At 71.8% G+C, this 13,790-nt stretch carries 13 protein-coding genes; 9 read left to right on the top strand and 4 right to left on the bottom strand.

Annotation, left to right across the window (positions count from 1 at the left end; genetic code table 11):
- Window positions 1–32: 32 nt before the first annotated feature.
- Both paaB and paaA read right to left on the bottom strand, forming a co-directional pair.
- The gene (gene paaB / locus GKQ77_RS15835) at window positions 33–323 is read right to left on the bottom strand and encodes a 1,2-phenylacetyl-CoA epoxidase subunit PaaB (protein WP_014155261.1); all 291 of its coding nucleotides are present in this window, start codon (window positions 321–323) and stop codon (window positions 33–35) included.
- Window positions 320–1,327: a 1,2-phenylacetyl-CoA epoxidase subunit PaaA gene (paaA, locus tag GKQ77_RS15830; protein ID WP_219689413.1), complete on the bottom strand. Its 1,008-nt coding sequence runs from the start codon at window positions 1,325–1,327 to the stop codon at window positions 320–322. Before paaA ends, paaB begins: the two co-directional genes overlap by 4 nt.
- Window positions 1,328–1,669: 342 nt before the next feature.
- On the opposite strand from paaA, the gene GKQ77_RS15825 reads away from it, so the two are divergent.
- Genes GKQ77_RS15825 through GKQ77_RS15815 form a run of 3 tightly spaced genes read left to right on the top strand, consistent with a single transcriptional unit; the run spans window position 1,670 to window position 4,418 of the window.
- Entirely contained in the window at window positions 1,670–2,374 is a 705-nt protein-coding gene (locus GKQ77_RS15825) for a DUF5819 family protein (protein ID WP_258021391.1), read from the top strand.
- On the top strand, window positions 2,371–3,642 hold the full coding sequence (locus tag GKQ77_RS15820; protein ID WP_219689411.1) for an HTTM domain-containing protein: 1,272 nt from the start codon (window positions 2,371–2,373) through the stop codon (window positions 3,640–3,642). The genes GKQ77_RS15825 and GKQ77_RS15820 overlap by 4 nt, the downstream gene beginning before the upstream one ends.
- On the top strand, window positions 3,639–4,418 hold the full coding sequence (locus tag GKQ77_RS15815; protein ID WP_219689410.1) for a TrmH family RNA methyltransferase: 780 nt from the start codon (window positions 3,639–3,641) through the stop codon (window positions 4,416–4,418). The genes GKQ77_RS15820 and GKQ77_RS15815 overlap by 4 nt, the downstream gene beginning before the upstream one ends.
- A 28-nt stretch (window positions 4,419–4,446) precedes the next feature.
- On the opposite strand, the gene paaN is transcribed toward GKQ77_RS15815, so the two are convergent.
- Window positions 4,447–6,138: a phenylacetic acid degradation protein PaaN gene (paaN, locus tag GKQ77_RS15810; RefSeq protein WP_219689409.1), complete on the bottom strand. Its 1,692-nt coding sequence runs from the start codon at window positions 6,136–6,138 to the stop codon at window positions 4,447–4,449.
- Between the two features lie 195 nt (window positions 6,139–6,333).
- Here paaN and GKQ77_RS15805 point away from each other — a divergent pair, with 195 nt between their 5' ends.
- Window positions 6,334–7,845 (top strand): 3-hydroxyacyl-CoA dehydrogenase, encoded by a 1,512-nt coding sequence (locus GKQ77_RS15805; RefSeq protein WP_219689408.1) that lies wholly within the window; start codon window positions 6,334–6,336, stop codon window positions 7,843–7,845.
- Window positions 7,842–8,435 (top strand): TetR/AcrR family transcriptional regulator, encoded by a 594-nt coding sequence (locus GKQ77_RS15800; RefSeq protein WP_219689407.1) that lies wholly within the window; start codon window positions 7,842–7,844, stop codon window positions 8,433–8,435. The genes GKQ77_RS15805 and GKQ77_RS15800 overlap by 4 nt, the downstream gene beginning before the upstream one ends.
- A 21-nt stretch (window positions 8,436–8,456) precedes the next feature.
- On the opposite strand, the gene GKQ77_RS15795 is transcribed toward GKQ77_RS15800, so the two are convergent.
- A complete protein-coding gene (locus GKQ77_RS15795; RefSeq protein WP_372459894.1) occupies window positions 8,457–9,005 on the bottom strand; it encodes an Lrp/AsnC family transcriptional regulator in 549 nt (182 codons plus the stop codon).
- A 204-nt stretch (window positions 9,006–9,209) separates the two neighbouring features.
- Between GKQ77_RS15795 and pdhA the strand changes: the two genes are divergently transcribed.
- From pdhA to GKQ77_RS15775, 4 genes are all read left to right on the top strand, one after another.
- A complete protein-coding gene (pdhA, locus tag GKQ77_RS15790; RefSeq protein ID WP_219689405.1) occupies window positions 9,210–10,373 on the top strand; it encodes a pyruvate dehydrogenase (acetyl-transferring) E1 component subunit alpha in 1,164 nt (387 codons plus the stop codon).
- Entirely contained in the window at window positions 10,370–11,386 is a 1,017-nt protein-coding gene (locus GKQ77_RS15785; RefSeq protein ID WP_219689404.1) for an alpha-ketoacid dehydrogenase subunit beta, read from the top strand. The genes pdhA and GKQ77_RS15785 overlap by 4 nt, the downstream gene beginning before the upstream one ends.
- Entirely contained in the window at window positions 11,386–12,762 is a 1,377-nt protein-coding gene (locus GKQ77_RS15780; RefSeq protein WP_219689403.1) for a dihydrolipoamide acetyltransferase family protein, read from the top strand. The genes GKQ77_RS15785 and GKQ77_RS15780 overlap by 1 nt, the downstream gene beginning before the upstream one ends.
- Window positions 12,763–12,853: 91 nt before the next feature.
- Window positions 12,854–13,790: NTP transferase domain-containing protein (locus GKQ77_RS15775; RefSeq protein WP_219689402.1), on the top strand; the 937-nt coding region annotated here is incomplete at its 3' end.

Genomic DNA, 13,790 nt, shown 5'->3' with positions numbered 1-13,790 from the left:
CGTCGGTGCCGTGGCCGGTGTGGGCGTGGCGGTCACAGGTGCTTCACCCCGTCCGGGATCTCGTAGAACGTCGGGTGGCGGTAGGGCTTGTCGCCCGCCGGTTCGAAGAAGGAGTCCTTCTCGTCCGGCGAGGAGGCGGTGATCGCGGTGGAGGGCACGACCCAGAGGGAGACGCCCTCGCTCCTGCGGGTGTACAGATCGCGGGCGTTGCGCAGGGCCATCTCCGCGTCCGGGGCGTGCAGGCTGCCGGCGTGGGTGTGGGAGAGCCCGCGGCGGGAGCGGACGAAGACCTCCCACAGCGGCCAGTCGGTCGAGCTGCTCATGCTGTCGCCTTTCCGTGCTTCGCGGCATGGGCGGCCGCTGCCTCCCGGACCCAGGCGCCCTCTTCGTGGGCGCGCCTGCGCTGGGTGATGCGCTGGTCGTTGCAGGGGCCGTTCCCCTTGAGGACGTCCCAGAACTCGGTCCAGTCGATCGGGCCGAAGTCGTAGTGCCCCCGGGCCTCGTTCCACGCCAGGTCCGGGTCGGGGAGGGTCAGGCCGAGCGACTCGGCCTGGGGGACGCAGATGTCCACGAAGCGCTGGCGCAACTCGTCGTTCGAATGGCGCTTGATCTTCCACGTCATCGACTGCTCGGAGTGCGAGGACTCGTCGTCGGGCGGGCCGAACATCATCAGCGAGGGCCACCACCAGCGGTCCACCGCGTCCTGCGCCATCTCGTGCTGGGCCTCGGTGCCGCGGCTGAGGGCGAGCAAGGACTCGTACCCCTGGCGCTGGTGGAAGGACTCCTCCTTGCAGACGCGGACCATCGCGCGGGCATAGGGACCATACGAACAGCGGCACAGCGGGACTTGGTTAGTGATCGCCGCGCCGTCCACGAGCCAGCCGATCGCGCCCACGTCCGCCCAGGTCAGCGTGGGGTAGTTGAAAATCGATGAGTACTTCTGGCGGCCCGAGTGCAGCTTGTCGAGCAGTTCCTCGCGGCTGGTGCCGAGGGTCTCGGCGGCGCTGTAGAGATACAGGCCGTGGCCGGCCTCGTCCTGGACCTTGGCCATCAGGATCGCCTTGCGCCGCAGGGAGGGGGCGCGCGTGATCCAGTTCGCCTCGGGCTGCATGCCGATGATCTCGGAGTGCGCGTGCTGTGCGATTTGGCGGACCAGGGTCGCGCGATAGGCGTCCGGCATCCAGTCGCGCGGCTCGATGCGCTCGTCGGCGGCGACCGCCTCGTCGAAGGCGGTCTGCTGCTCGGCCGTGCGCGCGGACGAGGCCGCCGGGTGCGCTGCCTCGCCCGGCTCCGTCCCCGCCGTCCTGTGTGCGGCTGCTGTCGCCATCTCGGTCCCCCTCGACCTGAGCGACGAACCGACCGATCGTTCGGTTCGTTGGAATTCAATGGTGCGGCGCGCCGCCATAAGGTGTCAACCCTGTGGATAACTTCGCGGACGCTGTGCGCGAGGGGTCGGCCTGAGTACCGTTCCGGCGGCAGGGGTCGGCGTGGGAACGGGGAACGGGAACGGGGCGCAATGGACGGGGACGGGTACGAGGGGGGCTTTGACAGCGGGCCCGCCGCTCCTGAGGGGCTTGTCGGCGGCCCGGAATCCGGCCCGCAAGCCGTGCCGGGAGTCGGCCCGCAAGCCGTGCCTGAGGCCGCCCCTCCGGAATCCGGCCCGCAAGCCATGCCTGAGGCCGCCTCGCCGGAGTCCGCGCCGCAGGACGACCGCGTCGGCATCGCCGGGCTCAAGCCCGGCTACCAGATCGCCGCGGCCTGCGCCCTCGCGCTCATCGCCGTGGCCGTGTGCGTGCACACGGCGATGCTCTTCTTCCACGTCGCCCCCTCGAACACCCTGACCAAGCAGCACGGCGACGTGGTCGACGCCTGGATCTACCCCGAGTTCGAGCAGAACTGGAAGCTCTTCGCCCCCAACCCGCTCCAGCAGAACATCGCGGTGCAGGCCAGGGCGGAGCTTCGTACGGCGGACGGAGGGGTGCGGACCACCGACTGGTACGACCTCTCCGCGCAGGACGGTGCCGCCATCGACGGCAGCCTGCTGCCCAGCCACACGCGGCAGAACGAACTGCGCCGCGCCTGGGACTTCTACGTGGGCTCGCACGACGCGCAGAATCGTCCCGTCGGTCCGCGGGGGCAGCTCTCCGAGCAGTACATCCGCCGCATCGCGTACATGCGGCTCCACCGGGAGCGGCCCGGCGGCAAGGGCGACACCATCGCGCGCGTGCAGCTGCGCTCCAGGACCACGAACGTGCGGCCGCCGAAGTGGAGCGAGGAGAAGGTCTCCCCGAAGCCGGTCTACCGGCTGCTCGCGTGGTGGACGGTGAGCCCCGACGACCTGCCGCTCGCGGGTACGGAAGGGGGTGCCAGGTGACCCGTCACGGACTCCCCCTGGCACAGGGGCTCAGCAAGGTCACCGGGTTCGCCCTCGGCCCGTACCAGACCGCCGTGGTCCGTATCGGGTTCGCCGGCACCTGGCTCTTCTTCCTGCTGCGCGAACTCCCCCACCGCCATGAGATGTACGGTCCCGACGGCCCCTGGGACTGGGGCATGGCACGGCAGCTCATCTCGGGCAACGGCGCCTTCACCGCTCTGATGTGGTCGGACGGGCATCTCTGGTTCGAGGCCGTCTACGCGCTGGCGGTCCTGAGCAGCGCCCTGCTGATGCTCGGCTGGCATACGCGCGCGATGTCCGTCCTCTTCATGATCGGCGTGCTGTCGCTGCAGAACCGCAGCATCTTCATCGGCGACGGCGGCGACAACGTCATCCATCTGATGGCGACCTACCTGGTGCTCACCCGGTGCGCCCAGGTCTGGTCGCTCGACGCGCGGCGAGCGGCACGCGCGCGCGGGGAGGGCGTCGTCGATCCGGCGGACGGTCCGGGGATGGCGGACGGTGCCGAGAGGCCGGACGCTGTCCATGCAGCGGGCGGTGTCGACCGGGTGGGGCCCGTCCTGTGGTGGGTCCTCGGGATCGCCCTGTCCGTCGTGACCTTCATGGGGGAACTCAGCCCCGGATGGCTGCTGATCTTCTGGGGGCTGTGGCTGGTGCACGGCCTGTGGTGGGCCGTGGGGCGGCGCGCACCGCACAGTGAGCTGCGCAAGCTGCTCGACGTCGTCGCCAACCTCGCCCACAACGCGGGCCTGCTCGTCATCATGATCGAGGCCTGCCTGATCTACGCCACCGCGGGCTGGTACAAGATCCAGGGCAGCCGCTGGCAGGACGGCACGGCCGTCTACTACCCGCTGAACCTCGACTACTTCTCCCCGTGGCACACCCTCTCCGAGCTGCTTTCGTCCAACGGCCTGATCCTGTTGCTCGTGACGTACGGGACGGTCGCCGTGCAGGTGGCCTTCCCCTTCACCCTCTTCAACCGCCGGGTGAAGAACGTCCTGCTGGCGGCGATGATCTTCGAGCACGCCGTCATCGCCGTCGTCCTGGGGCTGCCGTTCTTCTCGCTCGCGATGATCACGGCCGACGCGGTGTTCCTGCCGACGTCGTTCCTGCGGCGCCTTGGTGGAGGGGTGGCACGCGCGCGTGGAGCGCTCGCCTCCCGTGTGCGACGGAAGCGGGCCGTGCCCGCTGACCGGCGCCAGGACGAGGAACCCGCCGAGCACGCGCGCGTAGGCTTCACTCCATGAACAGGACGGACGCGGAGGACCCCGACGGCGCCGTGCGCGCCTGGCGCGGGCTCGCCGACACAGCCGTGCTGCTCGACGGCTTCCACGCGATCAAGCACGCGCTGCGCTTCGGCGCGCGCGTGCCGGTCGCGCTGACCGGCGACCGGGCCGGTGTGCTGGCCCTCGCGGACGACCTCGCGCCGGATGTGCGGGACGCGCTGGACGCGCTCCTGGTGGAGATCCCCGAGGAGCGGCTGCGCGCGCTGGTGCCGCGTCTGCACCCCACCGCGACGGCCGCCCTGGCCCTGCGTCCCTCGCGCGCGGCCAACCTCGACGCACTGGGCCGTATGCCGAGGAACGCGCCGGTCGTCGTGCTCGACGACCCCCGCAATCTCGGCAACGCGGGGGCGGTGATCCGGCTCGCCGCCGGCTTCGGGGCGACCGGCGTCGTCACGACGGGGACGCTCGACCCCTGGCACCCCACGGTCGTACGCGGTGGTGCGGGTCTGCACTTCGCGACGGCCGTGGAGCGGATGGAGGTCGCCGAGCTGCCGCCCGGGCCGGTGTTCGCGCTCGACGCGGAGGGCGACGACATCCGGGGGCTGAAGCTCCCGGACGACGCCGTGCTCGCCTTCGGGTCCGAGCGCAGCGGCCTGTCGGCGGGGCTGCGGGAGCGGGCGGACCACCTGGTGTCCCTGCCGATGCGCCCCCAGGTCTCCAGCTACAACCTGGCGACGAGCGTCGGCATGGCGCTCTTCCACTGGTCGGCGGGCAGGCCTCCGGGGCTGGAGACCTGAACCCGCCGGGGCACGCTCTTCGCGCGCGTCACGCGTCCTTGCGGATCTCCACCACACGGAAGCGGTTGGCGACGAACGCGCCGTCGCACAGCGCGGCGTTCGCCGCGGGGTTGCCGCCCGAGCCGTGGAAGTCCGAGAACGCCGCCGTCTGGTTCACATAGACCCCGCCCGTGAGGTTCAGGGACAGCTGGGCGCACTCCTCCAGGCAGGTCTCCTCGATGGCCGCGGAGACCTCGTCCGACGTGGTGTACGCCCCTACGGTCATCGCTCCCTTGTCGCGCACCGTGCGCCGCAGCAGCTCCACCGCGTCCGTCGCGGAGTCGACGGCGACCGCGAAGGAGACCGGTCCGAAGCACTCGCTCAGGTAGGCCGCCTCGGCGTCCGGCTTCGCGCCGTCCAGTTTGACGATCACCGGGGTGCGCACGACGGCGTCCGGGAAGTCGGGGTTGGTGATCTCCCGTGAGGGGAGGGCCACTTCGCCGAGACCGGCGGCCGACTCCAGACGGGTCTTCACGTCCGGGTTGACCAGCGCGCCCAGGATGCCGTTCGCCCAGGCGTCGTCGCCCAGGAGGCCGTTCACCGAGGCCGCGAGGTCGGCCACCACGTCGTCGTACGACTTCGCTCCGGCGTCCGTCTCGATGCCGTCGCGCGGGATGAGGAGGTTCTGCGGGGTGGTGCACATCTGGCCGCTGTAGAGGGACAGGGAGAAGGCGAGGTTGTCCAGCATTCCCTTGTAGTCATCCGTCGAGTCGACGACGACCGTGTTGACACCGGCCTTCTCCGTGTAGACCTGCGCCTGGCGGGCGTTGGCCTCCAGCCAGTCGCCGAAGGACGTCGAACCCGTGTAGTCGATGATCTTGATCTCGGGGCGCACGGCGAGGGTCTTGGCGATGCCTTCACCGGGGCGCTCGGCGGCCAGCGCGACCAGGTTCGGGTCGAAGCCCGCCTCCGCGAGGACCTCGCGGGCGATCCGCACCGTGAGCGCGAGCGGCAGCACCGCGCGCGGGTGGGGCTTGACCAGGACGGGGTTGCCGGTCGCGAGCGAGGCGAAGAGGCCGGGGTAGCCGTTCCACGTCGGGAAGGTGTTGCAGCCGATCAGGAGCGAGATGCCGCGCGCCACGGGCGTGAACCGCTTGTTCATGGCGAGGGGGTCGCGCTTGCCCTGGGGCTTGTGCCACTCGGCGGTGTCGGGGGTGCGGGCCTGCTCCACATAGGCATACGCGATCGCTTCCAGGCCGCGGTCCTGGGCGTGCGGGCCGCCCGCCTGGAAGGCCATCATGAAGGCCTGGCCGCTGGTGTGCATGACCGCGTGCGCCAACTCGTGCGTGCGGGCGCTGATGCGGGCGAGGATCTCCAGGCAGACCATCGCGCGCGTCTCCGCGCCCGCGTCGCGCCAGGCGCGCATCCCGGCGCGCATGGCCGGCAGCAGCGTGTCGATGTCCGGGTGGGGGTACGTGATCCCCAGCTCCGGGCCGTACGGAGAGACTTCGCCGCCGACCCAGTCGTCCGTGCCGGGCTGGTCCAGGTCGAAGCGGGTGCCCTGGAGGGCGTCGAAAGCGGCCTTTCCCTCGGGCAGGCTCAGGCTGCCGTCCTCCCCGTACGCCTTGGGGTGTTCGGGGTGCGGCGACCAGTACGCACGGGTGCGGATGGTCTCCAGCGCCTGATCGAGGGTGGGCCGGTGCTTGGCGATCAGCTGGTGCGCGGTGAGTTCGGCGGCCATGACAGGACCAACTCCTCGTCGGTCAGCTCTCCATCGAGCTGGCGAGTGGGCGGGAACAGTGGGCGGGGACTGGCTGACAGAGCTAGAGTAACCGAACGATCGGTCGGGACAAGAGGGTCCGCCAAACCTGTGGACAACTTCTCCGCGGCCACCCCGAACCCGCCGGCCGGCGGACCGTGCGGGAGGATCGCGAACATGACAGCACTCGAGCTCAGCAGCGCCGTTGCCGTGGTGGGCACCGGAACCATGGGGCAGGGCATCGCACAGGTCGCCCTGGTGGCAGGCCACCCCGTGCGGCTGTACGACGCGGCCCCCGGCCGGGCGAAGGCGGCGGCCGAGGCGATCGGCGCCCGCCTTGACCGGCTCGTCGAGAAGGGCAGGCTCACCGCCGGTGACCGCACCGCCGCGGCCGCCCGGCTCGCGCCCGCCGAGAGCCTCGCGGAGCTGGCGGACTGCGGCCTCGTCATCGAGGCGGTGCTGGAACAACTGGACGTCAAGCAGCGCCTGTTCCAAGACCTGGAGGACATCGTCACCGGGGAGTGTCTGCTGGCCACCAACACCTCCTCCCTCTCCGTCACCGCCATCGCGGGCGCCCTGAGCAACCCGGGCCGCTTCGTGGGCCTGCACTTCTTCAACCCCGCGCCACTGCTCCCCCTCGTCGAGGTCGTCAGCGGCTCCGCGACCGACGAGACGGCGGCCACGCGCGCGTACGCGACCGCCAAGGCCTGGGGCAAGACACCGGTGCGCTGCGCGGACACCCCCGGCTTCATCGTCAACCGTGTCGCGAGGCCCTTCTACGCCGAGGCGCTGCGCCTCCACGAAGAGCGGGTCGCCGACCCCGCCACGGTCGACGCGGTCCTGCGCGAGTGCGGCGGGTTCAAGATGGGCCCCTTCGAGCTGACCGACCTCATCGGCCAGGACGTCAACGAAGCCGTCACGCGCTCCGTGTGGGAGTCGTTCTTCCAGGACCCCAAGTTCACCCCCTCGCTCGCCCAGCGCCGGCTCGTCGAGTCACGCCGCCTCGGCCGCAAGTCGGGCCAGGGGTGGTACGCGTACGGGGACGACGCCCCCCGTCCGGAACCGCACACCGCCGGGCCCGAGAGGGCGCCGGAAACCGTCACCCTGCATGGTGAACTCTTCGCCGCGGACGCCCTGCCCGGCCTCATGCGGGACGCCGGTATCCGGGTCGAGCAGGGCACGGGCGTCCCGAGGTATCCCGGCTCCATCGAACTGCCCGGTGGCGCGCGGCTCGAAATGGCCGACGGGATGAGCCCCGACGCCGCCGCCGAGCCCACGATCCACTTCGACCTCGCCCTGGACTACCGCACCGCCACCCGCATCGCCCTCGCCCCCTCCGGCAGGGTGGGCGAGCAGGCCCTGAAGGAGGCGATCGGCCTCTTCCAGGCGCTCGGCAAGAAGGTCAGCGTCATCGGGCCCGCCCCGGGGATGATCGTGGCCCGCACGGTGTGGATGCTCGTCGACTTCGCCCTGGACGCCGTCGGCCGCGAGGTGGCGGACGCCGAGGACGTCGACACCGCCATGCGCCTGGGCGTCAACTACCCGCTCGGACCGATCGAATGGGGCCGCCACCTCACCACCTACCGCGTGGCCGAGGCGCTGGACCTGCTGCACGGCGAGTACCCCACCGGGCGTTACGCGCCCTCCCAGGCCCTGCGGCGCCAGGCCGTGCGAGAGGAGTACTCATGACCACCGCCCGGCGGGACACGTACACCCCGGAGACGCTGCTCAGCGTCGCCGTCCGGGTCTTCAACGAACGCGGCTACGACGGCACGTCCATGGAGCACCTCTCCAAGGCGGCCGGTATCTCCAAGTCCTCGATCTACCACCATGTGGCGGGCAAGGAGGAGCTGCTGCGCCGCGCGGTGAGCCGGGCCATCGACGGGCTCTTCGGAATCCTCGCCGAGGACCACGCGCGCGTGGGCAGCGCCGTCGAGCGCCTGGAGCACGTCACGCGGCGCACGGTGGAGGTCCTGGTCGCCGAGCTGCCCTATGTGACGCTGCTGCTGCGCGTGCGCGGCAACACGGACACCGAGCGGTGGGCCCTGGAGCGGCGCAGGGAGTTCGACCAGCAGGTCGCCGAGCTGCTGAAGGAGGCTGTCGCGGACGGCGACCTGCGCTCCGACGTCGAGCTGCGTCTGGCCACCCGGCTGCTTTTCGGGATGATCAACTCCATCGTGGAGTGGTACCGGCCGGAGAGCCGGGGGGCGGCCAACGGCGCGGAGATCGCCGACGCCGTCGTGAAGCTGGCCTTCGCGGGGCTGCGCACCGACCGCTGAGCCCGCCCGGGCGGCCCCTCGTCAGCTCTCCGGCTCGGTGCTTGGGGCGCTCTCGGTGGTGGTGTCGGCGTTGTTCAGGTCCTCCTCCTCGAAGACCAGCAACGTACGCGTGCTGAGGACCTCGGGAATGGACTGCAGGCGGGTGAGGACCAGTTCGCGCAGGGCGCGGTTGTCCGGCGTGTGCACCAGGAGAAGTACGTCGAAGTCGCCGCTGACCAGCGCGATATGAGACGCACCGGGGAGTGCGCGCAAATGCTCGCGCACCGTACGCCAGGTGTTCTGGACGATCTTGAGCGTGATGTAGGCGGACGCGCCCTGCCCGGCGCGCTCGTGGTTGATCCGCGCCCCGAACCCCCGGATGACGCCGTCGTCGATGAGGCGGTTGATGCGCGCGTAGGCGTTGGCCCGGGACACATGGACCCGTTCGGCCACGGAACGTATCGACGCGCGACCGTCCGTATGCAGGATCTGGAGGATGTCGCGGTCGATGGCGTCCACCGGCCGGGGATCCGGCGACCGAGGTTCCGGTACTCGGGGTTCCGGGTGACCGCCGGCGTGCTGGTCGGCCATTCGTTCAGATGCCATGTCCCCCCGCCTCCCTACCATGGACGTACTGCATCCATCCCAGGCTGTGCAGAACCGTTTGTCCACAGCCTGAAGGTGCCTGTAGCCAAAATGTGCCGGCGACCGAACAATCGGTAGGTGAGGCGAATCACACGCTGCGCCTCTTTTGCCGCTCCCACGAGGAGTCCGCTTCCACCAGGAGGTGCCGTCATGACGGTCATGGAGCAGCGGGGCGCCTACCGGCCGTCCCCGCCACCCGCTTGGCAGCCCAGGACCGACCCCGCGCCGCTGCTGCCCGACGCGGAGCCGTACCGCGTCCTCGGCACCGAGGCCGCCGCGAAGACGGACCCGGGGCTGCTGCGCCGCCTCTACACGGAGCTGGTGCGAGGCCGCCGCTACAACACGCAGGCGACGGCACTGACGAAGCAGGGCAGGCTCGCGGTCTACCCCTCCAGCACCGGCCAGGAGGCCTGCGAGGTCGCCGCCGCGCTCGCCCTGAAGGCGCAGGACTGGCTCTTCCCCAGCTACCGGGACACGCTCGCCGTGGTCGCCCGCGGCCTCGATCCCGTGAGCGCCCTGACGCTGCTGCGCGGCGACTGGCACACGGGATACGACCCGCGCGAGCACCGCATAGCGCCCCTGTGCACCCCCCTCGCCACCCAGCTGCCGCACGCCGTGGGCCTCGCGCACGCCGCCCGCCTCAAGGGCGACGACGTGGTCGCGCTCGCCATGGTCGGCGACGGCGGCACCAGCGAGGGCGACTTCCACGAGGCGCTGAACTTCGCCGCCGTGTGGCAGGCACCCGTGGTCTTCCTCGTGCAGAACAACGGCTTCGCGATCTCCGTGCCGCTCGCCAAGCAGACCGCGGCGCCCTCCCTGGCCCACAAGGCGGTCGGGTACGGCATGCCGGGACGCCTGGTGGACGGCAACGACGCGGTCGCGATGCACGAGGTCCTCGGCGAAGCGGTCGCCCGCGCGCGGGAGGGCGGCGGACCCACCCTGGTCGAGGCGGTCACGTACCGCATGGAAGCCCACACGAACGCCGACGACGCCACGCGCTACCGCCTCGACGCCGAAGTCGCGGCCTGGCGTGACCACGACCCGATCCTGCTCCTGGAGCGGGAGTTGACGGAACGCGGACTCCTGGACGACGACACCAGGCGGCGGGCGAGCGAGGACGCCGAGGCCATGGCGGCCGACCTGCGCGCACGCATGAACCAGGACCCCACGCTCGACCCCATGGACCTCTTCACGCACGTGTACGCCGAGCAGACCTCCCAACTGCGGGAGCAGGCGGAGCAGTTGCGGGCCGAGCTGGAAGTGGCCTCGGAAGGGGCGGCCGTATCGGACGCATCGGAGGGGGAGACGCGATGACCACGGTCGCGGCGAAGCCGGTCACCAAACCGGCCACCATGGCGCAGGCGCTCGGACGCGCGCTGCGCGACTCCATGGCTGAGGACCCCTCGGTGCACGTCCTGGGGGAGGACGTCGGAGCGCTCGGCGGTGTCTTCCGGGTCACCGACGGGCTCACCAAGGAGTTCGGCGAGGAGCGCTGCACGGACACCCCGCTGGCCGAGGCGGGCATCCTCGGTACGGCGGTCGGCATGGCGATGTACGGCCTGCGGCCCGTCGTCGAGATGCAGTTCGACGCCTTCGCCTACCCCGCCTTCGAGCAGCTGATCTCGCACGTGGCGCGCATGCGCAACCGCACCAGGGGCGCGATGCCGCTGCCCATCACCGTGCGCGTGCCCTTCGGCGGCGGCATCGGCGGCGTCGAGCACCACAGCGACTCCTCCGAGGCGTACTACATGGCGACTCCGGGTCTCCACGTCGTCACGCCTGCCACGGTCGCCGACGCCTACGGCCTGCTGCGCGCCTCCATCGCCTCCGACGACCCGGTTGTCTTCCTGGAGCCGAAGCGGTTGTACTGGTCGAAGGCCGACTGGAACCCGGACGCCCCGGAGCGCGTTGAACCGATAGGCCGCGCGGTGGTGCGCCGCCCCGGGCGCAGCGCCACGCTCCTCACGTACGGCCCGTCGGTGCCCGTCTGCCTGGAGGCGGCCGAGGCCGCGCGAGCCGAGGGCTGGGACCTCGAAGTGGTAGATCTGCGCTCGCTGGTGCCGTTCGACGACGAGACGGTCGCCGCGTCCGTGCGGCGCACGGGCCGGGCTGTCGTCGTGCACGAGTCGGGTGGCTTCGGGGGCCCCGGCGGGGAGATCGCCGCGCGGGTCACCGAGCGGTGCTTCCACCACCTGGAGGCGCCGGTGCTGCGGGTCGCGGGGTTCGACATCCCATATCCGCCGCCGATGCTGGAGAAGCACCATCTGCCGGGCGTCGACAGGATCCTGGACGCGGTCGCGCGGTTGCAGTGGGAGGCGGAGAGCTGATGGCGCCCGCGTTTGATGTGAACAGCCTGGAGTTCAAGCTGCCCGACCTCGGCGAAGGGCTCACGGAGGCCGAGATCGTCCGCTGGCTCGTCCGGGTCGGGGATGTCGTCGCCGTGGACCAGCCGGTGGTCGAGGTCGAGACGGCCAAGGCGATGGTCGAGGTGCCGTGTCCCTACGGGGGTGTGGTCACGGCCCGCTTCGGCGAGGAGGGCACGGAACTGCCCGTCGGGGCGCCGCTGTTGACGGTCGCCGTGGGGACCCCTGCCGGGCCCGGCGCACCGGAGGAGCCCGCCGAGCGGGCGCTTCAGACGGCGGCCGAGGAGTCTTCCGGCAACGTCCTGGTGGGTTACGGCACCGCGGCGGCGCCCGCCCGCCGCAGGAGGGTGCGGCCCACCGGGCCCACCCTGACGGCGTCCGCCGGGGGCCCCGGCTCGGGCAGGCCTCCCACGCGCGTGGACGGCCCGGTCCCGGTGATCTCCCCGCTCGTGCGCAAGCTGGCGCGGGAGCACGGCATGGACCTGCGCGCGCTCGCGGGATCGGGCCCGGACGGGCTCATCACGCGCGCCGATGTCGAGGCGGCCATCGAGGCGGGCTCGGTCGCCGCGCCCGAAACGGGGTCCTCCGGCGCGCGGCGCCAGGTGGAGGCGGGGCAGGAGCCCGCGCGCGCGGGTCTTGAGGCCCGGCACGCGCTGACCGGCATCCGGGGCCTCGTCGCGGACAAGATGGCCCGCAGCAGGCGCGAGATACCGGAGGCCACCTGCTGGGTCGACGCCGACGCCACCGAACTGCTCGCCGCCCGCACCGCCATGAACGCGGCGATGACGGAACGCGACGGCGGCCAGAAGGTGTCGCTGCTGGCGCTGTTCGCCCGTATCACCGTGGCCGCGCTGGGCCGCTTCCCGATGCTCAACTCCAGCGTGGACATGGAGGCGCGGGAGATACGCCAGTTCGCCGACGTCCACCTCGGGTTCGCGGCGCAGACCGACCGCGGCCTGGTCGTCCCGGTCGTCCGGCACGCCCAGTCGCGGACGACCGAGTCGATCAACACCGAGCTGATCAGGCTCACGGAGGCGGGACGGGCCGGGGCGCTGACCCCCGGCGAGCTGACCGGGGGGACGTTCACGCTGAACAACTACGGGGTGTTCGGGGTCGACGGGTCCACGCCGATCATCAATCACCCCGAGGCGGCCATGCTCGGCATCGGCAGGATCGTGCCGAAGCCGTGGGTGCACCAGGGGGAGTTGGCGGTGCGGCACGTGGTGCAGCTGTCGCTCACCTTCGACCACCGGGTGTGCGACGGCGGCACGGCGGGCGGCTTCCTGCGGTACGTGGCGGACTGCGTCGAACAGCCGGCGGTGCTGCTGCGGTCGGTGTGAGCGTGCTGACGTGCCGACGGTGACGTAAGTCCCTTGGGGCGAGGGCCCTTCGCGGGGTGCCAATGATCCTCCGTATGCCCATACTCGGGGGGTGACCGCGAACGAGGGTGCCTCCTACGACGCCGTGGTGCTGGCCGGTGGCGGCGCGGCCCGGCTCGGCGGCGCCGACAAGCCCGGCGTGCGCGTGGGCGGGCGGGCGCTGATCGACCGGGTCCTGGCCGCCTGTTCCGGCGCCGGGACCACCGTCGTGGTGGCCGCGCCGAGGGCGACCGCGCGGCCCGTGGTGTGGGCGCGCGAGGAGCCGCCGGGCGGCGGGCCGCTTGCCGCGCTCGACGCCGGGCTGCGGTGTACGGCGGCGGAGTGGGTGGTGGTGCTCTCCGCGGACCTGCCGTTCGTGGAGGCGCGGACCGTACGGCGTCTGCTCGGCGCCCTGCGGGAGAGCGGGGCGGACGGGGCGGTTCTCACCGACCCCGAGGGGCGTGAGCAGCCGCTCGTCGCGGCCTATCGCAGCGCGTCGCTGCGGCGGGAGATCGCGGCGCTCGCGGGCCCGGGCGAAGGGGGCGGGCTCGGCGGGCTGCCGTTGCGGCGGCTCGTTTCGCGGCTCGGCCTGACCCGGGTGGCCGATCCCGTCGCCGCCTTCGACTGCGACACCTGGGACGACATCGCCGCCGCACGGGCCCGGATCAGGGAGCATGGGCATGTGTTGGATGAATGGATTTCCGCAGTCAAGGACGAGCTGGGCATCGAACTCGACGTCGATACCGGCACCCTCCTCGACCTCGCCCGCGACGCCGCGCACGGCGTGGCAAGGCCGGCCGCACCGCTGACCACGTTCCTCGTCGGCTACGCGGCGGCGGAAGCCGTGGCGAGGGCCGCCGCGAACCCCGCCGCGCGAGGCGGGGCGACGACGGGCGGCGCCGAAGCGGTCGCCGACGCGGCGCGCAAGGCTGCGGCGCTCGCGGCTCGCTGGGCGGACGAGGACCGGCAGGACGCGCAGCCGGTGCCCGGGCCCGCCCCCGACACCACGC

Source organism: Streptomyces anatolicus (genome assembly GCF_019400875.1).
In the GTDB taxonomy this organism is placed as follows: domain Bacteria; phylum Actinomycetota; class Actinomycetes; order Streptomycetales; family Streptomycetaceae; genus Streptomyces; species Streptomyces anatolicus.
This window is presented reverse-complemented; position numbering and strand designations above follow the sequence as displayed.